We start from the raw sequence: 24,318 nt of genomic DNA, 5'->3' as shown, positions 1-24,318 counted from the left end.
AAGCAGTCGTAAGGTCCCCCTTTTCCTTCGGGAAAAGGGGGATTTTGCGTCTGCTCGGCAGGTGAGTGTTAGACGCTGGTCGCGTGATGTTGTGGCGATACGTCAAGGCGCAGTTGCTCGTCCTGTTGTGCGGGGGCTTGGTCGGGCCCATTTTCCTGATCGTCTACTACGCCATCGGCGAGTACGAGCTGACGCGGTGGATGTACTACAGCGGTATCGCGATCACCGTGGTCGACGTACTGGTGGCCCTTGCGCTGGCGTATTTCGGGGCGAGATCGGCCAGCGATGCCGCCCTGCTGGAACGCGACGGGGTATTGGGGCTCGCGCAGATCAACGGCATCACCGAGACCGGTACACGGATCAACGACCAGCCGTTGGTCAAACTGCAGTTGCACATCACCGGGCCGGGCCTGACCCCGATGGATCGCGAAGACCGGGTCATCGCCAGCGTCAGCCGATTGGGGAACATCACCGCCCGCAAGCTAGTGGTCCAAGTCGACCCGGTCAGCGGCAAGCACCTGATCGACTGGGAACGAAGCGCGTTGGTCAACGGGCTGGTGCCTGCGCAGTTCACCGTTGCCGAAGACGGCCAGACCTACGATCTGAGCGGGCGATCCGGCCCGCTGATGGAGATCCTGCAGTTGCTCAAATCGCACGGCGTGGGTCTGAACCAGATGGTGGACGTACGGGCGAACCCCGCACTGCGCCAGCAGATCAGCGCGGTGGTGCGCCGCGCGGTCGCGCAGGAGTCGGCGGCAGGTGAGCCGGCAGCGGTACCGGCCGCCGAGCAGCCATCCGTCGGTGAGCGGTTGCAGGAGTTGTCGGCACTGCACGCGGCGGGAACGGTGACCGACGAAGAGTACGCACGCAAGCGTGCCCAGATCATCGCCGACCTCTGAGGCGCCGAATTAGAACACGTTCCATAAGCAGCTGCTAGCCTCGTCGAGTGAGCGAGAGCCAGAACCACAATCTGCAGGGCAAGGTGGCCTTTGTCACCGGTGCGGCGCGCGGCCAGGGCCGTTCGCACGCGATCCGGCTGGCGGCCGCTGGTGCCGACATCATTGCCGCCGACATCTGCGCCCCGGCGTCGGACTGCATCACCTATCCGGCGGCCACGCCCGAGGAATTCGCCGAGATGGTCAGTGCGGTCGAGTCCCACGGCCGCAAGGTGCTGGCTAGATCGGTCGACGTCCGTGACGATGCGGCGCTGCGGCAGCTGGTCGACGACGGCGTCGAGCAGTTCGGTCGCCTCGACGTGGTGGTGGCCAACGCCGGCGTGCTGAGCTGGGGCCGGCTGTGGGAGCTCACCGACGAGCAGTGGAACACCGTCATCGACGTGAACCTGACCGGCACCTGGCGCACCATCCGGGCGGCGGTGCCCGCGATGATCGAGGCCGACAACGGCGGTTCGATCGTGATCGTCAGCTCGTCGGCCGGGCTGAAGGCCACCCCCGGCAACGGCCACTACGCGGCGAGCAAGCATGCCCTGGTGGGCCTGACCAACACGCTGGCTCTGGAGGTCGGTGCGCACCGGATTCGGGTCAACTCGATTCACCCCTACTCGGTGGACACCCCGATGATCGAGCCGCAGGTGATGGCGCAGATCTTCACCGAACGCCCCGACTACCTGCACGCCTTCCCCCCGATGCCGCTGCACCCGCAGTCGTTCATGACCCCTGACCAGGTCTCCGACGTGGTGGTTTGGTTGGCCGGTGATGGCTCTGGAATCCTGACGGGAGTCCAGATCCAGGTCGACAAGGGCGCGCTCAAGTACTGATCGCCCCTGGCCGGGAGAAACAGGGGGATCGTGGTGCCCGACAACGGGATCGTTATCGTCGGCGGCGGCTTGGCGGCCGTGCGCACGGCCGAGGAATTGCGGCGCGAAGAATACGCGGGGCCGATCACCATCGTCTCCGACGAGACTCGCCCGCCGTATGACCGGCCGCCGTTGACCAAAGAGGTGCTGCGCGGCGAGCGCGACGACACCACGCTGGAGCCGCCGGAGTTCTACACGTCCCACGACATCAGCCTGCGGTTGGCCTGCGGCGCGCGCAGCGTGGACACCGCGGCGCAATCGGTGACGCTGGCAGACGGCAGTGTGCTGGGCTACGACCAGCTCGTGATCGCCACCGGTCTGGTGCCGCGGCGTATCCCGAGCTTCGGCGACCTGGACGGCATTCGGGTGGTCCGGTCGTTCGAGGACAGCCTGGCGCTGCGCGAGGACGCGGCCGGCGCCAGCCGCGCCGTGGTGATCGGCGCCGGGTTCATCGGTTGTGAGGCGGCGGCCAGCCTGCGCAAGCTGGGCGTGGACGTCGTGCTGGTCGAGCCGCAGCCCACCCCGCTCGCGGCGGTGCTCGGTGAGCAGATCGGCGAACTGGTGGCGCGGCTGCACCGGACCAACGGCGTCGATGTCCGCAGCGGTGTCGGTGTCGCCGAGGTGCGCGGCACGGGCCGCGTCGAGACCGTGGTGCTCACCGACGGCACCGAGCTGGCCGCCGACGTGGTGGTGCTCGGAGTCGGTTCGCGGCCGGCGACCGAGTGGCTGGACGGTTGCGGCGTCGACGTCGACAACGGGGTGCTGTGCGACGCGACCGGGCGCACCAGTGCGCCGAACGTGTGGGCCGTCGGCGACGTGGCGTTCTGGCGGGGTCGCGACGGGCACCAGGTACGCGTCGAGCACTGGAGCAATGTCGTCACCCAGGTCCGCACGATGGTCCCGACCATGCTCGGCCGGGAGTCGCTGCATGACGTGGCGGTGCCGGCGTACTTCTGGAGCGACCAGTACGACGTGAAGATTCAGTGCCTGGGCGAGCCGGAGGCCACCGACACCGTTCACCTGGTCGAGGACGACGGCCACAAGTTCCTGGCCTACTACGAGCGCAACGGTGTGCTCGCCGGTGTGGTGGGAGCGGGCCGGCCCGGCAAGGTGATGGGTGCGCGCGCCAAGATCGCCGCGGGTGCCCCGATCTCCGACGTGCTCGGCTAGCCGGCCCCCAGTTTCTTCCTTTGCGTCCTTTGCGCGAGCGTGCGTGTTTGCACGGCAACACGCCGCGTTAGGCGTACAACCATGCACGCTCGCGAGCTCCACGTACCTGGATTCTCGTCGCCGAACCCGCATCAGATCCGATGAAACCGACCAATCTCTAGTTGGAGAACGCTATTCTCCATCTAGAGATTGCGAGGTGCATGCGATGGCGCAGGGACAGGCGGCACTGCTCGACAGCGCCCTATTGGCGCGATGGCTCGACGCCCATGGTGCCCCCGATACTCCTGGTCAGGGCGAACAAGCAGTGTTGGAACCGCTCAGCGGCGGCTCGCAGAACACGCTGTACCGGGTGCGCCGGGGCGAGGCCACAATGGTGCTGCGGATGCCCGGCGCCCGGGCGGATTCCGCCCGCATCGATGGACTGCGGCGCGAGATCCGGCTGGTACGGGCGCTGGCGGGAACCGACGTCCCGCACGCGCAGTTGATCGCCGCCGACGACAGCGGCGAGCTGCTCGGCGCACCGTTCTACGTGATGGCCGAGGTGGACGGCTGGAACTCGACCGGCAACGCCTGGCCCGCGCCATTCGACGCCGATCCGAGTACTCGCCGTGGCCTGGCCTTCGAGCTGGTTGAGGGCGCCGCCCGACTTGGTCGGGTGGACTGGCGCGCGCAGGGACTCGACGGGTTCGGGCGCCCGGACGGCTTCCATGAGCGCCAGGTGGACCGCTGGCTGGCCTTTTTGGACAGCTATCGGGTGCGGGACCTGCCGGGCCTGGACGAGGCCGCCGACTGGCTTCGCCGTAACCGGCCGGCGCACTACACGCCGGGAATCATGCACGGCGACTATCAGTTCGCCAATGTGATGTACGCCCACGGCGCCCCCGCGAAACTGGTCGCGATCATCGACTGGGAGATGACAACCATCGGCGATCCACTGCTGGACCTGGCCTGGGCTCTGCTCGGCTACGACGGCGAAAACCCGCGCACCCAAGGGTATTACGCCGACCTTGCGGGTATGCCGACCCGATCGGAGTTGCTGGAACGCTACGAGCAGGTCAGCGGACTGTCCACCGAGAACATCGACTATTACCTGGTGCTGGCCAATTGGAAGTTGGGAATCGTGCTGGAGAAGACCTACGCTGCTTCGGTCACCGGCGACCGCGTCGATCCGAAGATCGCCGCTGCCATGGGGCCGATGATCCCGCAGTTGATCAGCGCCGCAGCCGAACTCGCCCGTTCTCTGCCGGGCAAGCGAGGCTGACATGGGTTACGCGGATTCGCTCTTCGACCTGACCGATCGGGTCGTGCTGGTCACCGGCGGCAGCCGCGGCCTGGGACGTGAGATGGCGCTGGCGGCCGCCCGCTGCGGCGCCGATGTGGTGATCGCCAGCCGCAAACTCGAGGCCTGCCAGGCAACCGCGGCCGAGATCGAGGCGGAGACCGGACGCTCTGCCCTGCCGCATGCGGTGCACGTCGGGCGCTGGGATCAGCTCGACGGCTTGGTCGACGCGGCCTACGAGCGGTTCGGCCGGGTCGACGTACTGGTCAACAACGCGGGTATGTCGCCGGTCTACGGTAAGCAGACCGACGTCACCGAGAAGATGTTCGACGCCGTGGTCAACCTCAACCTCAAAGGCCCATTTCGGTTGTCGGCGTTGATCGGTGAACGGATGGTGGCCGCGGGCCGTGGCTCGATCATCAACGTCAGCACCCACGGATCGCTGCGCCCCCATCCGTCGTTCATCCCCTACGCCGCGTCCAAGGCCGGACTCAACGTCATGACCGAAGCGCTGGCCCAGGCATACGGCCCCACGGTGCGCGTCAACACCTTGATGCCCGGACCGTTCCTCACCGATATCTCCAAGGCATGGAACTTCGGAGAAGCCGACAACCCGTTCGGCGCCGCCGCATTGCAGCGCGCCGGCAATCCACCGGAGATCGTCGGCGCGGCACTCTTTTTGATGTCGGAGGCCTCAAGCTTCACCACCGGATCGATCGTGCGGGCCGACGGCGGCAGTGTCTGACCTACCGTGATAGGAGCGAAAAATGGCGTGGGACTTCTCCACTGAACCCGAGTTCGAGGCGAAGCTCGACTGGATCCGGGCGTTCGTACACGACGAGGTGGAGCCGCTGGAGGTGCTGTTTCCCGGCTGCGAATACCTGCCGCTGACCGACGAACGTCGCCAGATCGTCGACCCGCTCAAGGACCGGGTACGCGAACAGGGCTTGTGGGCACCGCATCTGGGGCCGGAGTTGGGCGGCCAGGGATTCGGGGCAGTCAAGCTGACCCTGATCAACGAGATCCTGGGCCGCTCCAGCTGGGCGCCGATCGTGTTCGGTACCCAGGCCCCCGACACCGGCAACGCCGAGATCCTGGCCCGGTTCGGCACGAAAGAGCAGAAGGACAGCTATCTGACCGGGTTGCTGTCGGGGGAGATCTTCTCCTGCTTCTCCATGACCGAGCCGCAGGGCGGCGCCGACCCGCGGGTGTTCACCACCAGGGCCGTCCGCGACGGTGACGACTGGGTGATCACCGGGCGCAAGTACTTCTCCTCCAATGCCTCGGTGGCGTCGTTCTTCATCGTGGTGGCAATCACGGACCCAGATGTGCCGGTGCACCGCGGTGCCTCGACGTTCTTGATCCCCGCCGGCACCCCGGGGCTGGTCGTCGAAGCCACCCATCATCTGGTGGGGTCGCATCCCCACGAAGCCGGGCACTCGCTGGTGCGCTACGACAATGTGCGGGTCCCGGCCGACGCGATTCTGGGCGAGCCCGGTCAAGGCTTCCTGATCCTGCAGAGCCGGCTGGCCGGCGGACGGCTGCATCACGCCATGCGCTCGATCGGGGTGGCCCAACGTGCCATCGATATGATGGCCCGGCGCGCCAAAAGTCGCTTCACCCAGGGCAGTTCGTTGGCCGACAAGCAGCTGGTGCAGGCGTTCATCGCCGACTCCTACGCCGAGCTGCTCGGGTTCCGGCTCACGGTGCTGCACGCGGCTTGGCTGATCGACTCCGGAGACGAGAAGACGGCCCGTGCCGAGATCGGGGTCTGCAAGATCCTGGCGTCGCAGGTGCTCAAGTCCATCGGATTGCGCGCCATCCAGGTGCACGGTGCGATGGGTCTGACCGAACAGCTACCGCTGACCAGTGTGCTCCTTGGCGGGGTGGCCCTGGGCCTGGCCGACGGCCCCACCGAGGCGCACAAGGTGAACTTGGCCCGGTTGCTGCTCAAGGACTACGACGCCGAGGACCCGGAGTGGCCCAGCGAGTTCCTGGACAACCGCATCGAGGCCGCCCGCGCGAAGTACGGCGACCTGATTGACCGGATCCCGGCGGTGCCATGACCACACGTGTCGACGCCGCGGTGCACCGTGCGCTCGACGACCGCCAGCGCGAGGCCACCGCCGAGGTGGAGCGGATCCTGGCCGCAGCGGTAACGGTCTTGGAACGCACGGCGCCCGAGCCGCCCCGGGTATGTGACATCGTCGCCGAGGCGGGCTCGTCGAACAAGGCGTTCTACCGCTACTTCGCCGGCAAGGACGACGTGATCCTGGCGGTGATGGAGCGCGGCGTCGCACTCGTGGTGTCCTACCTGGAGCATCAACTGGCCAAGGAACCCACGCCGCAAGCCAAGGTCGCGAGCTGGATCCGGGGCGCGCTGGCGCAGCTCTCCGACCCGCACCTGCTGAGCCTGAGCCGCGCCGCAAGCACCCAGCTGGCGGTCAGTGCCGACCGTCCGCGCTCCGATGAGGACATCCTGGCCCCGCTGCGGGATCTGCTCACCGCCCCGATCAGCGAGCTCGGCGGCGACGACCCCCGCCGGGATGCCGATCTGGTCTTTGGCGCTACCTTGTCGACCATGCGTGGCTACCTCAATGCCGGCCGGCGACCGAAGCGGGCCGATGTGGATCACCTGGTGTCGTTCTGTCTTCGCGGTCTGGGGGCCGTCTGATGCGCGCGATCGTCTGCGAGCAGTACGGCCCGCCCGAAGATCTGGTGCTCAAGGAGCTGCCCGACCCGACGCCCGGCCCCGGCACGCTGGTGGTCCGGGTGCGGGCCGCGGCGGTCAACTTCCCCGACGTGCTGCTGATCGACGGCAAGTATCAGCTGAAGATCCCGGCGCCGTTCACGCCCGGCAGCGAGCTGGCCGGTGACGTGATCGCAGTCGGTGACGGGGTGCCGTTCGCTGTCGGCGACCGGGTGGCCGGCGCCTCATTCGTGGGTGGCTTCGCCGAGCAGGCGCTGGTGCCCGCGGCAGCGGTGAGTGCCATTCCCGACGGCATCGACTACGCGGCCGCGGCCGGATTCGGCGTCACCTATCGCACGGCGTATCACGCACTGCGCTCGGTTGCCCAAGTGGCAGAAGGCGATTGGGTGGTGGTGCTGGGCGCGGCCGGCGGAGTCGGGCTGGCCGCCGTCGACCTGGCAGTGGCGATGGGTGCGAAGGTGCTTGCCGCGGCCTCCAGCCCGGAGAAGCTAGAGGTGTGTCGTCAGCGCGGTGCTGCCGCGACGGTCGACTACGACCGGGAGGACCTGAAGACGCGGATCCGCGAAATCACCGGCGACGGCGCGCAGGCCGTGCTCGACCCGGTCGGCGGTTCCTACGCCGAGCCGGCGTTGCGCAGCCTGGCCCGCGGCGGACGGTTCATCACCTTGGGCTACGCCGCCGGCTCGATTCCGGCGATTCCGCTGAATCTGGTGATGCTCAAGGGCATCACGGTGCAGGGCATGGAGATCCGGACGTTCGCCACCGACTTTCCGGCGGAGAACGAGCGTGACCTCGTCGAACTGAACCGGCTGTTCGCCGACGGCAAGGTCAGCCCTTACATCGGCGCCCGCTTCCCGCTCGCGCAGACCGCAACCGCGCTGCGCTACGTCGCCGACCGCAAAGCGATCGGCAAGGTCATCATCGACGTCTGACCCAGACCAAGGTGTTGAGCGTCGTCACACCATCGTTGGTGGTCGTCGCCGACAGCGTCAGCCGGTCGCCGTCCACGCGTGCCTGCCGCGGTTGCGGGCTCGCCAGCAGCTCCGGCAGCATCGAGACGCTGACTTCGTGATGCACGGTCGCGGTGTCCTCGTCGACGCGGAAGCGGCCACCGTAGGCGATGTAGGCGGGCAGCACGGCGTCCGCGCTGCCGGTCAGCTGCGCGGACATATACCCGTCGGCGGTGTAGAGGATCAGACCGCGCGGCGCCGTACCCAACGGGTGTGACACCGCGCCGGTGTCGGCGTCGACCGAATCAAACGACGACAGCTCCCAGCCGCCCAGCAGTGCTTCGCGCAGAGTGCTCATCAGGGCATGATGACGGTTCGGGTCACCGGCTCGGCGGCGGCCTGGCGGCTACGTAGCCCGCGCTGCAGGGCACACAGCAGCGCATCGCGGGTCTCGCGGGGATCGATGAGCTCGTCGAAGCCGAGCTGCTGGGCGGAGTGATACGACGCCTGCAGTTCGGTCTCACGCAGCTTGGCGGACAGATCCTCCCCGGCATGGGTGGCCGAGCTGAGCGCGGCCGCGCTCATCGCCCCCATCGTCGCCCCGGGATAGGCGAACGTCGCCACCTGAGCATCGAACCCCAGCAGCGACATCACCATGGAACCGAAGCCATAGGCCTTGCGCAGCGTCAGATGAAGCTTGAGCGTGCTGGCCGCGGTCTGTGCAGCGAACATCCGGGCACCGGCCCGCAACACCCCGGCACGCTCGGAGCGGCTGCCCGGCAGCATGCCGGGATTGTCGGCTAAGAACACGATCGGCAGGTGGAACGAATCGGCCACCATGATGAAGTGCGCCGCCTTGTCCGCGGCGTCGGTGTCGATCGAGCCGGCCAGCACCTGCGGCTGGTTGGCCACCACGGCCACCGGGTGGCCACCCAGATGGGCCAGCGCGCAGATGATCGCCCGACCGAACCGCGGCTGCACTTCGAACCAGTCGGGCCGGTCGAAGATGACGTCGAGCACCGACCGCATGTCGTAGACACGTCGGTTGTCCCGCGACACGATGTCGAGCAGTTCGGGAGTAGTCCGCGATTGCGCGGCAGGGTCCGACGGCAGCGCCGTGGGGTAGGACCATGCACTGGACGGGAAGTAGGACAGATACCGGCGGATGTCGTCGAGCACGGTCTCGTCGTCGGCGCCGAAGTTGTGCACCACACCGCTGTTCAGCGCGACCTCGGGACCGCCCAGGTCCTCCTTGGAGATGTCTTCGCCGGTGGACTCCTTGACCACCGGCGGGCCGGCGGTGAAGATCGCGCCGTGCGGGCTCATGATCCGGAAGTCGCAGACCGGGCCGACCAGCGCGCCATGCCCGGCCGAGGGACCCATTATCGCGGCGACGGTCGGTACCTTGCCCGAGCATTGCGCCTGGGCCAGCAGGTCGGTCGGGGTGCGCCCGTAATGCTCACCGGTGGGGCGGAATCCGGCGCCCTCCAACAGCATTACCAGCGGGATCTTGTCGCGCAGCGCCAGCTCGGCGATCCGGTAGCGCTTGGCGTTGCCGCCGGGGCCGATGCTGCCCGCCAGCGTGGTGAAATCCTCGGCGCCCACCATCACCGGGGAGCCGTTGATCAGCCCCGAGCCGACCACGATGCCGTCGGCGGCGATCTGCCCGCCCACCATGGTGCCCAGTTCGCGGAAGCTGCCCGGGTCCAGCAGGTGCCCGATCCGGGCGCGCGCGTCGAGCTTGCCCTTGCCGCGGTGTTTGGCCACCCGCTCGGGGCCGCCCATGGCCCACGTGTGCTGGCGCCGTCGATCCAGATCCTCCAGTGTCTCCTGCCAGTCCGGGGCGTTCGTCATCTGCGGCGTCCTCTTTCGTTGACCATACTGAAATTCTTACTGTAACGTCTCGCGGCATGGCTGGAAGCGGCTGTCCGGAGAGACTTCGGCTATGAGTTCCCTTGCGCGGGAGCGTGCCCGGTGACCACGCAGACGTCGATACCCCGGCATCCGCGGGACGTGACCAGTCAGTGGCTGTCGGCCGTGTTGAGCGCCCGGGGCGAGCCCGTCGAGGTGGCCGCGGTCGACGTCACCCCGGTCGGCACCGGCCAGACGGGGGCCACCTATCGGGTGGCGGCTCGCTATGCCGACAACCCGGCCGACCTGCCGGCCAGCTTCGTGATCAAGCTGCCGGCCGGCGACGACGCCGTCCGCGATCGCGTGGTCCTGGGCTATCGCAGCGAGTGCGCCTTCTACGGTGAGGTGGCCGACGGCGTCAAGATTCCGATACCGCAGTGCTTCCACTGCGAAATCACCGATGACGCAACCGAGTACGCCCTGCTGCTCTCCGATCGGGCGCCCGCGGTACAGGGCGATCAGATCGCGGGGTGCGGTGAGGGCCAGGCCCGGCTGGCGGTGACCGCCCTGGCCGGGCTGCACGCGCCCACCTGGTGCGACCAGCGCTGGCTGACCTTCCCCGGCCTGGCCATGACCCAGCTGGACGAGGCCGGCGCCAAGGGCATGGGTGACATCGCCCGGATGTGCGCCGAGACCACCGTTGAGCGCCTTGGCGCCCAGCTCGGCGACGCCGACTGCGCGACGTTGACCGCTGCGCTGGACCTGATCACCCCGTGGGTGTCGGCGCCGCTGGGCCGGTTCGCGTTGATCCACGGCGACTACCGGCTGGACAACATGCTGTTCAGTCCCGACGGCGACCACATCTGGGTGGTCGATTGGCAGACGCTGGGTGTTGGACTGCCGGCCCGCGACCTGGCGTTCTTCACCGGCACCAGCTTGGCGCCCGAGCTGCGCAAAGCAATCGAAGCCGACCTGGTCACCGCCTATCACAGCGCGCTGCTGGGCCACGGCGTCAGCGATTATGACCGGGAAACCTGTTGGCAGGACTACCGGTTCGGCGCGCTGCAGGTGCCGCTGATCTGCGCGCTCGGGTTGGTGTTCGCAACCGACACCGACCGCGGCGACGACATGTTCGTCACGATGCTGCGCCGCGGGTGCCAGGCCATCCGCGATCTGGGCACGCTGGAGCTGGTGGGCGAGCTGGCCGGCTGAGCCTTGATCGTCCGCGCCGAAGAAGGAGAGGTGGGGGTCTGATGGATGCTCACGCGCAGGGGCCGCGACCGCCAGAGGGGGACTGGCTGGGAACGCCGTACCTGACGTTTCGGCGTGAGGGTCCGATCGCGGTCTGCACCCTGGATCGCCCCGAGGCCCGCAATGCGATGACGCCGGCCATGTACTTCGGCCTGCGCTATGCGGTGGGCCGGGTCAATCAGGATCCGGAGCTGGCCGGGTTGTTGATCACCGGCACCGCAGACGTATTCGCCCCCGGCGGGGACATGGGCGGCGGAGGCGCAGATGACTGGCTCACGTTCGGGGCCGCGCTGGGCATGGACATCACCCCGTTCGACACCCTGCGCAGTTCGGTCAAGCCGGTGGTCTCCGCGGTCAACGGGCTGTGTCAGGGCGGCGGGCTACAGATCGCGCTCTGCAGTGACGTGGCCGTGGTCAGCGACCGGGCCACCTTCCGGGTGCCCGAGCTGTTCCGCGGCATCGCCGACACCTACTACAGCCAGATGCTGGCGCGAGTGATCGGGCCCGTGCGAACCCGCGACCTGATGTTCACCGGCCGCACCTTCGGCGCGCAGGAAGCCCTCGATTGGGGCATGGTGGCACGTGTGGTTCCGCACGAGGAACTGGCTGATGCCGCGCGCGACGTGCTGGCGCAGTGCTGCCGCACCGCGCCGGCCGCCCGTGCAGTGGTCAAGTCCAGCCTGGATTCCTACCTCGGCCTGTTCGACCGGATCGGGATGAACACCAGCCTCGGTGCGCCGGAGGCCGTCGAAGGGTTCCGCGCCTTCAAAGAGCGCAGGTCACCGGCGTGGGTGCATCCCGAGCTGAGGATCGACGGACGATTATAGATGAATTCCATGCTCTAAATCGAGAATGGGTGTGCACAAAAATTAGAAGCTGGTATCGCACAATCTGCCAATCGGATAGTATCCACACGCATCGTTAACGCCCGTTCGGAGGAGCCTGCCCCATGGGGATGAAGGACCTGATCCGCTGGTCCCCGGAATCGGCGATGGTTCGCCTGGCGGGGCCGATGGAGGCGGTCGGCGGGCTCTTCACCATGTCGGTGGACGCCGTCAGGTTCTTGTTCAAACGTCCGTTCCAGGCCCGGGAATTCATCGAGCAGTCCTGGTTCGTCGCGCGCGTCTCGCTGGCGCCGACGTTGCTGGTGGCCATTCCGTTCACGGTCCTGGTCAGCTTCATTCTCAACATCCTGCTGCGCGAGCTCGGTGCTGCCGACCTGTCCGGGGCCGGCGCGGCGTTCGGTGCCGTGACCCAGGTCGGACCGATGGTGACGGTGCTGATCGTGGCCGGAGCCGGTGCCACCGCGATGTGTGCCGACCTGGGGTCACGCACGATTCGCGAAGAGATCGACGCCATGGAGGTCTTGGGCATCAACCCGGTGCAGCGGCTGGTGACGCCGCGGATGCTCGCCGCCGGGCTGGTGGCGCTGCTGCTCAACAGTCTCGTGGTGATCATCGGCATTCTCGGCGGCTACGTCTTCTCGGTCTTCGTGCAAGACGTCAACCCGGGTGCATTCGCGGCCGGGATCACCCTGCTGACCGGGGTGCCCGAACTGGTCATCTCCTGCGTCAAGGCGGCGCTGTTCGGATTGATCGCCGGAATGGTCGCCTGCTACCGCGGCCTGACGATCTCCGGCGGTGGCGCCAAGGCCGTCGGCAACGCGGTGAACGAGACCGTCGTGTACGCGTTCATGTCGCTGTTCGTGGTCAACGTGGTGGTCACCGCGATCGGCATCAAGATGACGGCGCGCTGAGCCGTGGCGCTTCGTGCCCTGGCGGCCGTCTATCCCGGTGTCACCCGGCAACTCCGGCGACCGATCGCCGCGATGGGGCGCATCGGCGACCACACGCTGTTCTACGGCAAGGCGATCGCCACCACGCCGTTCGCGTTCGCGCATTACCGCCGCGAGGTCATCCGGCTGATCGCCGAGATCAGCATGGGCACCGGGACCCTGGCGATGATCGGCGGGACCGTGGTGATCGTCGGCTTCCTGACACTGGCGGCCGGCGGCACCTTGGCGGTGCAGGGATACAGCTCGCTGGGCAACATCGGCATCGAGGCTTTGACCGGATTCCTGGCGGCGTTCATCAACGTGCGGATCTCGGCGCCGGTGGTCGCCGGGATCGGCCTGGCCGCCACCTTCGGTGCCGGGGTCACCGCGCAGCTGGGGGCCATGCGCATCAACGAGGAGATCGACGCGCTGGAATCGATGGCCATCCGCCCGATCGCCTACCTGGTCAGCACCCGCATCGTCGCCGGGCTGGTCGCGATCGTTCCGCTGTATGCCATCGCGGTGATCCTGTCGTTCGTGGCCAGTCGCTTCACCACCGTCTTCTTGTTCGGGCAGTCGGCCGGACTCTACGACCACTATTTCCGCACCTTCCTCAACCCCATCGACCTGCTGTGGTCGTTCCTGCAGGCCTTCTTGATGGCGATCACCATCTTGTTGATCCATACCTACTTCGGCTATTTCGCCGCCGGCGGTCCGGCCGGGGTCGGTGTCGCGGTGGGCAACGCGGTGCGGACCTCGCTGATCGTCGTCGTCTCGGTGACGTTGTTGGTCTCACTGTCGGTCTACGGGGCCAGCGGCAACTTCAACCTGGCCGGGTAGCAACCGGCATTCGCGCACGTCGCGGTAGTGGTATTGGCATTCTCATTTTTTGCAAGTACCGTATCCATCGATGAGCGACCCAGTGCAGACCTCCTCAGGGATCCCGCTGAAACCGGTGTACGGCCCGGACGACCGGCGCGAAGAGCCGCCGGCGCCCGGCACGTATCCCTTCACCCGCGGAAACTTCGAGTCCGGCTACCGCGGACGGCTGTGGACCTTCCGTCAGTACTCCGGCTTCGGGACCGCCGAGGAGTCCAACCGGCGTTACCAGTACCTGCTGAGCCAGGGCGGCACCGGGCTGTCGGTGGCGCTGGACCTGCCGACCCAGTGCGGCTACGACTCCGATGACCCCGAGGTCGGCGAGGAGGTCGGCCGGGTCGGCGTCGCGGTCGACACCCTGGCCGATGCCGAGATCCTGTTCGACTCCATCCCGCTGGACAAGATCAGCACCAGCTTCACCATCAACGGCACCGCCGCCATCCTGCTGGCGTTCTACGTGGCGGCCGCCGAACGTTCCGGGGTGCCGCGGGCCAAGCTCACCGGCACCATCCAGAACGACATCCTCAAGGAGTACGCGTCGCGCGGCACCTGGATATGGCCGCCCGAACCGTCGCTGCGGCTGATCGCCGACACCATCGAATTCTGCGCCGCCGAAGTGCCCCGGTTCAACGCGATCTCGGTGGCCGGCGCGCACTTTCGTGATGCGGGCGCCAACGCGGTGCAGGAGATGGCGTTCACGCTGGCCGACGGCGTCACTTACTGCGACACCGTCGTGCAGCGCGGCCGGATGAGTATCGAGCAGTTCGCCCCGCAGGTCTCGTTCTTCTTCTACACCCACGGCGACTTCTTCGAGGAGATCGCGAAGTACCGGGCCGGCCGCCGCCGGTGGGCCACGATCGTGCGGGAACGCTACGGCGCGCAGGCCGACAAGGCGTCGATGTTCCGCTTCGGCTGTGTGGCCGGCGGTGCGTCACTGTTCGCCCCGCAGGCTCAGAACAACCTGGTTCGGGTGGCGTATGAGTCGATGGCCGCGGTGCTCGGCGGGGTCCAGTCGATGTTCACCGCCGCCTGGGACGAGCCGTTCGCTCTGCCCAGCGAGGAATCCGCGACGCTGGCCCTGCGCACCCAACAGATCCTGGCCTACGAGACCGGGGTGGCCCGGGTGGCCGATCCACTCGGCGGCTCCTACTTCGTCGAGGCGCTCACCGACGCCACCGAAGAACGCATCATCGAGATCATGGCCGACCTGGAGAACCACGGCGGCATGGTCCGTGCCATCGAAGACGGCTACCTGCAGGGCCTGATCGCCGACGAGGCGTTCAAGATCCACCACGAGATCGAGTCGGGCACAAGGCCGGTCGTCGGCGTCAACAAGTTCACATCCGATGAGCCGGCACCGGAGATCGCCACCTACGAGCTGGACGCCGAAGGCCGCGACGTCCAGCTCAAGCGGCTGGCGCGGGTCAAGGCCGAGCGCAACGCGGATGACGTCGCCGCCAAGCTCGCAGCGCTGGCGCGTGCGGCCGAGGGCGACGTCAACCTCATGCATCCCCTGATCGACTGCGCCAACGCCTACTGCACGGTCGGCGAGATGGTCTCGGCGCTCAAGGACGTCTGGGGCGAATTCCAGCAACCGGTGGTGTACTGATGACTTCGTCGCTTTCTCCCTCCGCAGCCGTCCCGGCCCGGGTCCTGGTCGCCAAACCCGGTCTCGACGGCCACGATCGCGGGGCCAAGATCGTCGCCCGCACGCTGCGTGACGCCGGCTTCGAGGTCATCTACACCGGCATCCGGCAAAAGGTCGAGGACATCGTCGCGGTCGCCCTGCAGGAGGACGTCGCGGTGGTGGGCTTGAGCATCCTGTCCGGTGCGCACGTCGCGCTGACGGCCCGCATCGTCGAGGCGTTGCGTGCCGCGGACGGCGGGGACATCGCCGTCGTGGTCGGCGGCACCATCCCGCAGGGCGACGTACCCAAGCTGCTGGAAGCCGGTGCGGCGGCGGTGTTTCCCACCGGAACATCGCTGGACGATCTGGTGACCGGGGTGCGCGAGGTGGTTTCGAAGGCGGAGGCGTTGTAGGCATGCGACTTGGGGTGATGATCGGCGCCGAACGCGGCGATATGGCGCGCAAGGTCGCCAAACTGATCTCTGATATCGAATGGGCTGATTCGGCGGGGCTGTCCACCGCGTGGATGCCGCAGGTACCCGATGATTTCGACCTGCTGACCATGGTGGCGCTGATGGCCTCGCACAGCACCCGCATCGAGCTCGGCACCGCCGTGGTGCCTTTGCAGGCTCAGCACCCGATTGCACTTGCTCGTCAAGCACTTTCGGTGCACGCCATCTCTGGCGGCCGGCTGGCGTTGGGCGTCGGGCCCTCGCACCACTGGATCATCCGGGACATGCTCGGCCTGCCCTATGACAAACCGGCCGCTTACACCCGGGACTACCTGCAGGTGCTGAATGCGGCCGTCGCCGGCCCGGGACCGGTGGACGTCGAGAACGACCACTTCACCGTGCACAGCCCGACCGCGCTCGGTGCCGACACCAAGATGCCGGTGCTGGTGGCCGCGCTGGGCCCGGTGATGTTGCAGATCGCCGGCGAGCATGCCGATGGCACGTCGCTGTGGATGGCCGATGAGAAGGCGATCGCCGAGCACATCGCGCCCAAGATCAACAAGGCCGCGGCCGATGCGGGCAAGCCGCAGCCGCGCATTGTCGCCGGCATCCCGGTCACCCTGTGCGCCAACTCCGAGATCGAGGCCGCCAAGGAACGCGCCAACCGGATCCTGGCCGAGGCGGAGACTTCGCCCAACTATCAGCGGCTGCTGGACCGCGGTTCGGCCCGTAATGTCGGCGACCTGTGCGCAGCTGGCGACGAGGAATCGATCCTGAAGCGGTTCAAGCAGTTCGCCGACGCCGGGGTGACCGATCTGTCGGTGCGGCTGCTGCCGATCGGGGACAACCGCGACGAACTGATCGCCTCCAAGTACCGCACCCGCGAGGTGATCGCCGAACTCGTCAAGGCGGTTTAGGTGAGCGGACCGCTCGCGGGGATCCGCATCCTCGAAGTGGGGGTGATGCTGGCCGGCCCGTACGCCACCATGCTGCTGGCCGACCTCGGCGCCGAGGTCATCAAGATCGAGCCGCCGGGCGGGGAGATCTCCCGGCAGGTGGGCCCGAGCTACTTCGCCAGCCTCAACCGCAACAAGACCAGCGTCCAGCTGGATCTGGCATCGGAGGCCGGACAGGCCGCGTTGGGCGAGCTTGTTGCCGATTCCCATGCGCTGCTGGTGAATATGAAGCCCTCGGTGATCAAGCGACTGGGGCTGACCTATGACGCCCTGTCACGCTTCAATTCGCGGATCGTCTGCGTCGCGCTGACCGGTTTCGGCCTGGACGGCGGTGACGAACCGGCCTTCGACTACGTGATTCAGGCAGCCACCGGGATCGCCGCGATGACCGGGGACCCGGATGCGCCGCCGACCCTGCCGGGCTACTCCTCGGCGGACAACTCCACCGGGCTGACGGCGGCGTTGGGCCTGCTGGCGCAGATCGTCAGCGGTCGTGGCGGGCAGGTGGAGGTGTCATTGCTGGATGTGATGCTGTCGCAACTGAACTACCGTGCCTCGGCCTACCTCAACGACGGGGTCGAACCCCAACGGCATCCGCACGGCGCGCATTCGTATTACGTTCCGGCACAGTTATTCCCGACCGCACAGGGATATCTGGCGTTGTTCGTCACCCATGATGGGTTCTGGAAGTCGTTCGCCACCGAAGCGGGTATCGACGGTTTCACGACGATGGCCGAGCGCGCCGTCCGCCGTGACGAGGTGCTCGCGGTGGTCACCGCCGCGCTTGCCGGCGACACCGCGGCCGGCTGGGAGGCGCGGCTGCGTCCCCTGGGCATTCCGGCGGCCGCGGTTCGCACACTGCCCGAGGCGTTGAAGGAACATCCCGAAATGATCGTCACCGCAGGGGAGTTCCGGCTGATCGGCAGCCCGATCCGGATCGCGGGCTACCAGCCGGCCTACCGGCCGCCGCCGATGCTGGAGGACTGACCCGCGGGGCAGCCGCGCGGTTTCGGCAACCTCAGGTGCGAGACACGTCCCGGGTCAGCTGGCCTTCGACAGGTGAACTGAGACCGTTTCAGATCGTGGCTGTTTCCCGCTTTGTCCCGCTCATCAGGAGGAATGGTGTTCCGGGGATCCGGTGCACGGCGGCATCGACGAGGGGTTGGCCGGCGATGGCCGTGCGCGCCTCATCGAGGTCGAGTCCTTGACCGGCAACGTAGGTCCGAAACATCCATAGATACGGCAGGCGCATGGGTGCAGGCAGATGAACGTCGCGTACGAACCTTCTCGCATCATCAAGATGGCACCCCCGGTCAACTTCGGCGATGAGAAGTAGCCCGCCATTCTTCAGAACACGGACCATCTCGTTGATGCCCTTGTCGCGTTCGGGCCAGTGCTTGATCGACGCGATGCTGACAACTGATTCAAAGCTGCCTTCGGCGAAGGGAATATCCGATGCGGAGGCCATCTGAAAACGAACTCGCTGCGAGTCCCTGGAAGGTAGGGCTTTGGCTCGGGCGGTTGCTCGGGCGACCTGCTCAGCAGACAGATCGATGCCGGTGACGCTGATACCCGGATGCTGTTCAATCAGCGCAAGGGCGAACTGTCCTCCACCGCAGCCGATTTCGAGAACGGAACTGCCATCGACGACCGCTTTTCGGACGCGGCTCACCAGCGGTGATACGGCCGTGAGCACCGCGTCGGCAACGATTCTGTCGTAGAACCGCGACATCGACGGTGAGTACTTTGCGGCAATGTCCGTTGTCGCCACGCCATCCACCTCCCGTAATGATCAGGACGCCGCACCTACTACGGAAAGTAGTACAGGTCGAGGTGGTTCGAAAGGCCGATATCTGGCCGCAGGCGTGCGCGGACTCCCGCGAAGGGGCCCGGCTCAGACCGTGACGATCGAGGCCGACGCCGTGCCCGGCGCGCCGTAAACCTGGGCGAACCCCACCTTCGGGCCCCCGGGCACCTGGCGCTCACCGGCCTGGCCGCGCAGCTGCAGCACCAGTTCGTGCAGCTGACGCAGGCCCGAGGCGCCGATCGGTTCGCCGTTGGCGATCAGTCCGCCGTCGGTGTTGACCGGTAGTGACCCGCTGATCTCGGTCGCCCCGTCGGCGAGCAGCTTCTCCTGGTCGCCATCGGCGCAGAAGCCGCACTCGGCCATGTGGATGACCTCGGCGCCGGCATCGGTGTCCTGCAACTGGACCACATCGACGTCTTCCGGCGTCACGCCGGCCTTCTCGAACGCGGCGCGGGCGGCGTAGACCGTCGGCGCCACGTCCTCTTCTATCGGAGCCGAGGTCCCATGCACCTCGTAGGCGCCGTAAGTGCGGGTGCGGATCTCGGTGGCCTGCAGATAGACCGGCTTCCCGCTGAAGCGGTGTGCGATGTCGGCGCGGCACATGACCACCGCGGCCGCACCTTCGTCGGGGGCGCAGAACATGTACTGGGTGAGGGGATAGTTCAGCACTGCCGAGTCCAGGATGGCGTCCTCGGACATCGGCTTGCGCCGAAATGCGTTGGGGTTCAACGCACCGTTACGGAAGTTCTTGGCGGCGACCTTGGCCAGCGTGCGCGCCGAGATGCCGTGGTCGTGCAGGTAGCGGTTGGCCTTCATGCCGAAGAACTTGGTGGTGACGAACTGGCCGTTCTCGGCGTACCAGGCCGGCAGCGCCAGCTTGGCCGGGTCGTCGGTGAACGCGCCGCGCGGGTGCTTGTCCATGCCGATCGCGATGCCGATGTCGTACTTGCCGGAGCGGATGTTGTCGGCGCAGACCTGGGTGGCGGTGGCCGCGGTGGCGCAGGCGTTGAACACGTTGGTGAACGGGATGCCGGTCAGGCCGACCAGTCGTGTCACCGCGTCGGGGTTGGAGATCTCATAGCTGCCGCCGACTCCGAATTGGATGTCCTTCCACTGCGCCCCGGCGTCGGCCAGGGCCAGGTGGATGGCCTCGGCGCCCATCTGCATTGCGGACTTGTCGAATCGGCCGAAGGGGTGCAGCCCGACACCGATGATCGCGACGTCGTTGTTCGCTACCGTCATGTTCCAGGTCTCCTTAGACGGGCTGGAATGCCCAGGTGAGAATCTCGGTCCCGTCGTCCTCGACATAGAACGGCACCATGGTCAGTTCGACGGGCATGCCGAATTTCAGCTTGGCGGGGTCGGATTCGGTCAGGCGAGCCTCGACCTGGACGACATCGCCGAGTCGGACCAGCCCGACCCCGTAGGGGGTGAAGCCCTCGGCGGTCTCGCCGCCGGCGTAGGGCAGCTTCGGGACGAAGCCCTGCGTGGTCCAGGCTTCCAAGGTGCCCTGGCGCGGCAGCAACAGATCCTGCATCTGCGGGCCGCTGCATCGCGGGCAGTGATCCTGGCGCGGCCACACCGTCGCCTGGCAATCCGCGCACTGGCTGCCGATCAGCGCCACGTTCTCGTCGGGCCAGTTGGTGACGTCGGGAGCGAGGGCCTTACGCATCGGCGACACCGACCCGGGCGGCGGGCTCACACAAAATGGAAATCACATTCTCGATTAGAGCATACGTGCCTACGGCTAGGGAAGCCCGAATGGACGGTCCGGGGCTGGGGGTCGTTGCGCTAGGCGCGCGAGGGTGCGCAGAATGTCACTTCTTCGCGGCGTGTCGCGTGCAAACGCGCACGCTCGCGCAGAAAAGCGGGGGACTACTTGGCCAGGCCGTGCGCGCAGAAGTCCCAGACTTCATCGGCGCTGATGGGGTGGGCCGCCGGATCGTCGGACTCGGCACTGGACTGCGCCACGAACATGACGGTCTGCATGATCATGGCCGCCATACGCCGGGCGTTGACGCCCTTGCGCAGCTCGCCGGCCGCGTCGGCGGCCTCCATCAGTTCGGTGAGCAGTGTCAACAGCGGGGTGAAGGCCACCCGCACCTCGGTGGGGTGTGACACCAGCAGGCGCGGCGCGAAGTCGGTGAACAGTGGTCGCTTGGCCGACTGGTCTGGTCGAGACAGCTCGAAGAGCAGCTCGATCGCCACTTTCAGCCGCTCCAGCGGTTTGGTCTGGCCGTCGGTGGCGGCGCGGATCTGGTCGGACGTGCGCACCAAGGCGTCTTCGAAGAGTGCCAGCAGCAACTCGTGTTTGCCGTTGAACTGCAGGTAGAAGCTGCGCAGCGACTGCCGGGAGCGCTCGACGACCTCTTGGACGGTGAAGTCGGTGCTGCCCTTTTCGATGATGATGGCCTGGGCCGCGTCCAGGAAGCGCTGAACGCGCTGGGCGGCCCGCAACCGTGCGGTCTTGATCGACCGCTCGACCGCCCGCTGCTTCCAGACGGGCTCTTCTTCCGGGTTACTCACCAGCGGCTCCAACGGTTGCCTTTTTGGGAGAACACGAATGCACCCTACCGGAGAACAGGTCCGGATTGACGTCGGCTAACGCGGCGCTGCCATCCCGGTGGCGAAGATGGTAACTTGCCCGGTATGAGAAGGGCATTCTCGCCAGTTGTCGGCGCAACCTGAAGGACGCTCATGTACATCGACTACGAAGTCGCCGAGAAGATTGCGACGATCACCCTGAACCGGCCCGACGCCGCCAACGCCCAGAACACCGAGCTGCTCGACGAGCTCGACGCGGCCTGGACGCGCGCCGCCGACGACGATGACGTCGCCGTCATCGTGTTGCGCGCCAATGGCAAACACTTCTCGGCCGGCCACGACCTCAAGGGCGGCGGCCCGGTGCCGGACAAGATCACGCTGGAGTTCATCTACAAGCACGAATGCAAGCGCTACCTGGAGTACACGCTGCGGTGGCGCAACGTGCCCAAGCCGTCGATCGCCGCCGTGCAGGGCCGCTGCATCTCCGGCGGGCTGATGCTGTGCTGGCCGTGCGACCTGATCATCGCCTCCGACGACGCGCAGTTCTCCGACCCGGTGGTGCTGATGGGCATCGGTGGGGTCGAATACCACGGGCACACCTGGGAATTGGGTCCGCGCAAGGCCAAAGAGATGCTGTTCACCGGCCGCGCGATGACCGCACAGGAAGCCGAGCAGACCGGCATGGTCAACCGGGTGGTCCCGCGTGAGCAGCTGGACGCCGAGACTCGCCAACTCGCCGAGCACATCGCCACCATGCCGTCGTTCGCGCTGCGCCAGGCCAAACGCGCGGTCAACCAGACCCTCGACGTGCAGGGCTTCCACTCGGCGATCCAGTCCGCGTTCGACATCCACGAGACCGGCCACGGCAACGCGCTGTCGGTGTGCGGATGGCCGATTCTGGTCAACCTCGATGACATGAAGTCTCAGGTCAAATAGCGCTTCGTCGCGAGATTGCGCTCCCGCAGCTAGTTGCTCGAATTTCCCTGCGTCAGCGCAATCTCGCGGCCAACGTGGAACGCAGCTGGCGTTTGAGCACCTTGCCGTAGCTGTTCTTGGGCAGCGCGTCGACGAACTCGTAGCGCTTGGGGCGCTTGAACCGCGCGATGCGTTCCAGCAGATGGCTGTCCAGCTCGGCGACTGGCGCATCGCCGACGATGAACGCGACCACGATCTCGCCCCACTCGGCGTCGGGTGCGCCCACCACCGAAGCCTCGATGACGCCGGGATGACTCAACAGTGCCTCTTCGACTTCGCGGGGGTAGATGTTGCTGCCCCCGCTGATCACCACATCCTTGGAGCGGTCGCGCAGGGTGAGAAAACCGCGGGGGTCCAACGATCCTTTGTCGCCGGTGAACAGCCAGCCGTCTCGGATGGTCTCGGCGGTGGCATCCGGGTTATTCCAGTAGCCGGCCATGACCACGTCGCCGCGGCAGACGATCTCGCCGACCTCGCCGGCGGGTGCTCGGGTGCCGTCCTCGCGCAGTACCGCGACCTCGACGCCGGTGCGCGGCCAGCCGACCGAGCCCAGGATCGCGTCGTCGCCGAGGTGATCCGTGCGGCTGAGGCCGGTGATCGTCATGGGTGCTTCGCCCTGGCCGTAGAGCTGGGCGAATACCGGCCCGAACGCGGTCATCGCCCGCTTGAGGTCCCCGAGATACATCGGCCCGCCGCCGTAGACGATGGTGCGCAGCTTGGCCGGCCTTTGCCGGCCGGTGGCCACCAGTCGGCCCACCATCGTCGGCGCCAAAAAGGCCGTGGCGCCGCGATGATGCCCGCACAGGTCGAGGAATTCGACCGCGTCGAACGAGCCCGATGCCGGTACCACCTGGCGGGCCCCGCGCAGCACGTAGGGCGCGATGTAGAGCCCCGACCCGTGCGACATCGGCGCACCGTGGATCAGGCTGCAGTCAGCGTCGGGGTCATCCAGGTCGGCCAGATGTGCCAGCGTCATCGCCATCAGATTGCGGTGGGTCAGCATGGCACCCTTCGAGCGCCCGGTGGTGCCGCTGGTGTAGAACAGCCATGCCAGCCGGGACGGATCCGGGTTGACCTCTTCGATGGGAGGGCAGGCAAACCGGTCCAGGTATGTTGCGCCGCCGATGGTCTCGACGGACGCATCGACAACGGCTCCGGACAGTCCCGCGGCCAGTTTCGGAGACGCGAAGACCAGTGCTGCACCGGCGTCGTCGATGATCTGCGCCATCTCCCGCGGGTGCAGCTTGTAATTGAGTGGAACCACAACGCAATCGGCCGCCCAGGTGGCGAACATCAGCTCGATGATCTCCGGCCGGTTCTCACTGGCGATCGCAACCCGTGCGCCGGCTCCTGCTAGCCGACCCAGCGACGTCGCCAGCCGTCGTGCGCGATCGGCCAGCTCCCTCCAGGTGTGCAGCCGCCGTTCGCCGTGATACACCGCACCCTGCTCGCCGAACCGGGTCGCGGCCTGCTCCAGCAACGTGAACAGGTTCACGGCTGGACCCAGTCGGAGTCGAGGCCGAAGTCGGACAGGTATTTGGTCGAGCTCCAGCCGCCGTCGACGACGATGGTCTGGCCGTTGATGAAGGAACCGGCGTCCGAGCACAGGAAGGCCACGGTGCCCGCGATGTCGTCCACCCGGCCCAGTCGCGGAGATGGTGTCATCTCGGCATTGAGTTTGCGGAACCGATTGTCGGACAGGCGTTGCTGCACCATCGGGGTCACGGTGACTCCGGGGGCCACCGCGTTGCAGCGGATGCCCTGGGCGCCGTACTGGCAGGCGATGTGGGTGGTCAGCGCGGTCAACCCGCCCTTGGCGGCCGAGTACGCCCCGCCGCGCAGTCCGCCCACCACGGCGAAGGTGGAGGTGATGTTGATGATCGCCGACCCGGGCTGCAGGTGCGGCAGTACGTCGCGCGCCAGCCGGAACGGCGCCCGCAGCATCAGGTTCAGGAAATGGTCCAAGGTCTCGTCGTCGGTCTCGTGCAGCGGTTTGGGGCTGCCGATGCCGGCGTTGTTGATCAGGTAGTCCACCCGGCCCCACCGGGACAGGGCGGCCTCGATGATCTGCCGGGGCGCCTGCGTCGTGGTCAGGTCGACCGCCACGGTGGCGATCCGGTCGGGATCGATTCCGGACTCCCGTAGCTGCGCCGCCAAACCGGCCAGCCGTCCGGGATCGCGGCCGGTCGCCAGCACCGCCATCCCTTCCTCGGCAAGCTTTGTCGCACAGCCGAACCCGATTCCGCTGCTGGCCCCGGTCACGATCGCCACCTGCAT

Annotated in this window: 25 protein-coding genes; 17 read left to right on the top strand and 8 right to left on the bottom strand. The window is 67.1% G+C overall.

What is annotated here, in order from left to right; translation table 11 throughout:
• Positions 1–86 precede the first annotated feature (86 nt).
• The 8 genes from ACJH71_RS01525 to ACJH71_RS01490 all read left to right on the top strand — a co-directional run bounded on the left by ACJH71_RS01525 (position 87) and on the right by ACJH71_RS01490 (position 7,907).
• Positions 87–899, top strand: coding sequence for an SHOCT domain-containing protein (locus tag ACJH71_RS01525; RefSeq protein ID WP_406756568.1), 813 nt, complete (start codon positions 87–89; stop codon positions 897–899).
• Between the two features lie 47 nt (positions 900–946).
• On the top strand, positions 947–1,777 hold the full coding sequence (locus ACJH71_RS01520) for a mycofactocin-coupled SDR family oxidoreductase (protein ID WP_406756268.1): 831 nt from the start codon (positions 947–949) through the stop codon (positions 1,775–1,777).
• A 30-nt stretch (positions 1,778–1,807) separates the two neighbouring features.
• Positions 1,808–2,986, top strand: a complete 1,179-nt coding sequence (locus ACJH71_RS01515; RefSeq protein ID WP_406756267.1) for an NAD(P)/FAD-dependent oxidoreductase — start codon at positions 1,808–1,810, stop codon at positions 2,984–2,986.
• Positions 2,987–3,191: 205 nt separating this feature from the next.
• Positions 3,192–4,247 (top strand): phosphotransferase family protein, encoded by a 1,056-nt coding sequence (locus ACJH71_RS01510; RefSeq protein WP_406756266.1) that lies wholly within the window; start codon positions 3,192–3,194, stop codon positions 4,245–4,247.
• Position 4,248: 1 nt separating this feature from the next.
• The gene (locus ACJH71_RS01505) at positions 4,249–5,010 is read left to right on the top strand and encodes an SDR family NAD(P)-dependent oxidoreductase (RefSeq protein WP_406756265.1); all 762 of its coding nucleotides are present in this window, start codon (positions 4,249–4,251) and stop codon (positions 5,008–5,010) included.
• A 22-nt stretch (positions 5,011–5,032) separates the two neighbouring features.
• A complete protein-coding gene (locus ACJH71_RS01500) occupies positions 5,033–6,331 on the top strand; it encodes an acyl-CoA dehydrogenase family protein (protein WP_406756264.1) in 1,299 nt (432 codons plus the stop codon).
• Positions 6,328–6,939, top strand: a complete 612-nt coding sequence (locus tag ACJH71_RS01495; protein WP_406756263.1) for a TetR/AcrR family transcriptional regulator — start codon at positions 6,328–6,330, stop codon at positions 6,937–6,939. The genes ACJH71_RS01500 and ACJH71_RS01495 overlap by 4 nt, the downstream gene beginning before the upstream one ends.
• Complete coding sequence (locus ACJH71_RS01490) at positions 6,939–7,907, top strand: NADPH:quinone oxidoreductase family protein (RefSeq protein ID WP_406756262.1); 969 nt, start codon at positions 6,939–6,941, stop codon at positions 7,905–7,907. Before ACJH71_RS01495 ends, ACJH71_RS01490 begins: the two co-directional genes overlap by 1 nt.
• Here the strand turns inward: ACJH71_RS01490 and ACJH71_RS01485 are convergent.
• Together ACJH71_RS01485 and ACJH71_RS01480 are read right to left on the bottom strand one after the other, a co-directional pair.
• Positions 7,894–8,283: a lipocalin-like domain-containing protein gene (locus tag ACJH71_RS01485; RefSeq protein ID WP_406756261.1), complete on the bottom strand. Its 390-nt coding sequence runs from the start codon at positions 8,281–8,283 to the stop codon at positions 7,894–7,896. The genes ACJH71_RS01490 and ACJH71_RS01485 overlap by 14 nt on opposite strands.
• The gene (locus ACJH71_RS01480) at positions 8,283–9,779 is read right to left on the bottom strand and encodes an acyl-CoA carboxylase subunit beta (RefSeq protein ID WP_406756260.1); all 1,497 of its coding nucleotides are present in this window, start codon (positions 9,777–9,779) and stop codon (positions 8,283–8,285) included. The genes ACJH71_RS01485 and ACJH71_RS01480 overlap by 1 nt, the downstream gene beginning before the upstream one ends.
• 120 nt (positions 9,780–9,899) lie before the next feature.
• On the opposite strand from ACJH71_RS01480, the gene ACJH71_RS01475 reads away from it, so the two are divergent.
• The 8 genes from ACJH71_RS01475 to ACJH71_RS01440 all read left to right on the top strand — a co-directional run bounded on the left by ACJH71_RS01475 (position 9,900) and on the right by ACJH71_RS01440 (position 17,702).
• Positions 9,900–10,988, top strand: a complete 1,089-nt coding sequence (locus tag ACJH71_RS01475; protein ID WP_406756259.1) for a phosphotransferase family protein — start codon at positions 9,900–9,902, stop codon at positions 10,986–10,988.
• A gap of 41 nt (positions 10,989–11,029) precedes the next feature.
• The gene (locus ACJH71_RS01470) at positions 11,030–11,854 is read left to right on the top strand and encodes an enoyl-CoA hydratase/isomerase family protein (RefSeq protein WP_406756258.1); all 825 of its coding nucleotides are present in this window, start codon (positions 11,030–11,032) and stop codon (positions 11,852–11,854) included.
• 128 nt (positions 11,855–11,982) lie between these two features.
• Positions 11,983–12,783: an ABC transporter permease gene (locus ACJH71_RS01465; RefSeq protein ID WP_105294824.1), complete on the top strand. Its 801-nt coding sequence runs from the start codon at positions 11,983–11,985 to the stop codon at positions 12,781–12,783.
• Between the two features lie 72 nt (positions 12,784–12,855).
• Positions 12,856–13,641: an ABC transporter permease gene (locus tag ACJH71_RS01460; protein ID WP_174549759.1), complete on the top strand. Its 786-nt coding sequence runs from the start codon at positions 12,856–12,858 to the stop codon at positions 13,639–13,641.
• A 70-nt stretch (positions 13,642–13,711) separates the two neighbouring features.
• Positions 13,712–15,289 (top strand): methylmalonyl-CoA mutase family protein, encoded by a 1,578-nt coding sequence (locus ACJH71_RS01455; RefSeq protein WP_406756257.1) that lies wholly within the window; start codon positions 13,712–13,714, stop codon positions 15,287–15,289.
• Entirely contained in the window at positions 15,289–15,720 is a 432-nt protein-coding gene (locus ACJH71_RS01450; protein WP_406756256.1) for a cobalamin B12-binding domain-containing protein, read from the top strand. Before ACJH71_RS01455 ends, ACJH71_RS01450 begins: the two co-directional genes overlap by 1 nt.
• A 2-nt stretch (positions 15,721–15,722) precedes the next feature.
• On the top strand, positions 15,723–16,676 hold the full coding sequence (locus ACJH71_RS01445; protein WP_406756255.1) for an LLM class F420-dependent oxidoreductase: 954 nt from the start codon (positions 15,723–15,725) through the stop codon (positions 16,674–16,676).
• A complete protein-coding gene (locus tag ACJH71_RS01440; protein ID WP_406756254.1) occupies positions 16,677–17,702 on the top strand; it encodes a CaiB/BaiF CoA transferase family protein in 1,026 nt (341 codons plus the stop codon).
• 88 nt (positions 17,703–17,790) lie between these two features.
• Here the strand turns inward: ACJH71_RS01440 and ACJH71_RS01435 are convergent, their stop codons facing one another.
• From ACJH71_RS01435 to ACJH71_RS01420, 4 genes are all read right to left on the bottom strand, one after another.
• Positions 17,791–18,486: a class I SAM-dependent methyltransferase gene (locus ACJH71_RS01435; RefSeq protein ID WP_406756253.1), complete on the bottom strand. Its 696-nt coding sequence runs from the start codon at positions 18,484–18,486 to the stop codon at positions 17,791–17,793.
• A 123-nt stretch (positions 18,487–18,609) separates the two neighbouring features.
• Entirely contained in the window at positions 18,610–19,764 is a 1,155-nt protein-coding gene (locus ACJH71_RS01430) for a thiolase family protein (protein WP_406756252.1), read from the bottom strand.
• A 13-nt stretch (positions 19,765–19,777) separates the two neighbouring features.
• On the bottom strand, positions 19,778–20,194 hold the full coding sequence (locus ACJH71_RS01425; protein WP_406756251.1) for a Zn-ribbon domain-containing OB-fold protein: 417 nt from the start codon (positions 20,192–20,194) through the stop codon (positions 19,778–19,780).
• Positions 20,195–20,397: 203 nt separating this feature from the next.
• Entirely contained in the window at positions 20,398–21,048 is a 651-nt protein-coding gene (locus ACJH71_RS01420) for a TetR/AcrR family transcriptional regulator (protein WP_406756250.1), read from the bottom strand.
• A gap of 171 nt (positions 21,049–21,219) precedes the next feature.
• Here ACJH71_RS01420 and ACJH71_RS01415 point away from each other — a divergent pair, with 171 nt between their 5' ends.
• Complete coding sequence (locus ACJH71_RS01415; protein ID WP_406756249.1) at positions 21,220–22,002, top strand: enoyl-CoA hydratase; 783 nt, start codon at positions 21,220–21,222, stop codon at positions 22,000–22,002.
• 52 nt (positions 22,003–22,054) lie between these two features.
• Here the strand turns inward: ACJH71_RS01415 and ACJH71_RS01410 are convergent, their stop codons facing one another.
• Positions 22,055–23,536, bottom strand: coding sequence for an AMP-binding protein (locus tag ACJH71_RS01410; protein ID WP_406756248.1), 1,482 nt, complete (start codon positions 23,534–23,536; stop codon positions 22,055–22,057).
• Positions 23,533–24,318 (bottom strand): SDR family NAD(P)-dependent oxidoreductase, encoded by a 786-nt coding sequence (locus ACJH71_RS01405; protein ID WP_406756247.1) that lies wholly within the window; start codon positions 24,316–24,318, stop codon positions 23,533–23,535. The genes ACJH71_RS01410 and ACJH71_RS01405 overlap by 4 nt, the downstream gene beginning before the upstream one ends.

Origin of the sequence: Mycobacterium sp. SMC-15 (assembly GCF_045310925.1) — a bacterium.
Lineage (GTDB): Bacteria > Actinomycetota > Actinomycetes > Mycobacteriales > Mycobacteriaceae > Mycobacterium.
The sequence above is the reverse complement of the archived record's forward strand: the minus strand, read 5'-3'. Positions and strand labels throughout refer to the sequence as shown.

Excerpts from the sequence above, each read along its gene's own strand:
- ACJH71_RS01405 (WP_406756247.1), bottom strand. The coding sequence starts at position 24,318 with ATGCAGGTGGCGATCGTGACCGGGGCCAGCAGCGGAATCGGGTTCGGC.
- ACJH71_RS01465 (WP_105294824.1), top strand. The coding sequence starts at position 11,983 with ATGAAGGACCTGATCCGCTGGTCCCCGGAATCGGCGATGGTTCGCCTG.
- ACJH71_RS01495 (WP_406756263.1), top strand. The coding sequence starts at position 6,328 with ATGACCACACGTGTCGACGCCGCGGTGCACCGTGCGCTCGACGACCGC.
- ACJH71_RS01430 (WP_406756252.1), bottom strand. The coding sequence starts at position 19,764 with ATGACGGTAGCGAACAACGACGTCGCGATCATCGGTGTCGGGCTGCAC.
- ACJH71_RS01455 (WP_406756257.1), top strand. The coding sequence starts at position 13,712 with ATGAGCGACCCAGTGCAGACCTCCTCAGGGATCCCGCTGAAACCGGTG.
- ACJH71_RS01450 (WP_406756256.1), top strand. The coding sequence starts at position 15,289 with ATGACTTCGTCGCTTTCTCCCTCCGCAGCCGTCCCGGCCCGGGTCCTG.
- ACJH71_RS01425 (WP_406756251.1), bottom strand. The coding sequence starts at position 20,194 with ATGCGTAAGGCCCTCGCTCCCGACGTCACCAACTGGCCCGACGAGAAC.
- ACJH71_RS01500 (WP_406756264.1), top strand. The coding sequence starts at position 5,033 with ATGGCGTGGGACTTCTCCACTGAACCCGAGTTCGAGGCGAAGCTCGAC.
- ACJH71_RS01470 (WP_406756258.1), top strand. The coding sequence starts at position 11,030 with ATGGATGCTCACGCGCAGGGGCCGCGACCGCCAGAGGGGGACTGGCTG.
- ACJH71_RS01485 (WP_406756261.1), bottom strand. The coding sequence starts at position 8,283 with ATGAGCACTCTGCGCGAAGCACTGCTGGGCGGCTGGGAGCTGTCGTCG.
- ACJH71_RS01460 (WP_174549759.1), top strand. The coding sequence starts at position 12,856 with ATGGGGCGCATCGGCGACCACACGCTGTTCTACGGCAAGGCGATCGCC.
- ACJH71_RS01415 (WP_406756249.1), top strand. The coding sequence starts at position 21,220 with ATGTACATCGACTACGAAGTCGCCGAGAAGATTGCGACGATCACCCTG.
- ACJH71_RS01510 (WP_406756266.1), top strand. The coding sequence starts at position 3,192 with ATGGCGCAGGGACAGGCGGCACTGCTCGACAGCGCCCTATTGGCGCGA.
- ACJH71_RS01480 (WP_406756260.1), bottom strand. The coding sequence starts at position 9,779 with ATGACGAACGCCCCGGACTGGCAGGAGACACTGGAGGATCTGGATCGA.
- ACJH71_RS01445 (WP_406756255.1), top strand. The coding sequence starts at position 15,723 with ATGCGACTTGGGGTGATGATCGGCGCCGAACGCGGCGATATGGCGCGC.
- ACJH71_RS01490 (WP_406756262.1), top strand. The coding sequence starts at position 6,939 with ATGCGCGCGATCGTCTGCGAGCAGTACGGCCCGCCCGAAGATCTGGTG.
- ACJH71_RS01525 (WP_406756568.1), top strand. The coding sequence starts at position 87 with ATGTTGTGGCGATACGTCAAGGCGCAGTTGCTCGTCCTGTTGTGCGGG.
- ACJH71_RS01505 (WP_406756265.1), top strand. The coding sequence starts at position 4,249 with ATGGGTTACGCGGATTCGCTCTTCGACCTGACCGATCGGGTCGTGCTG.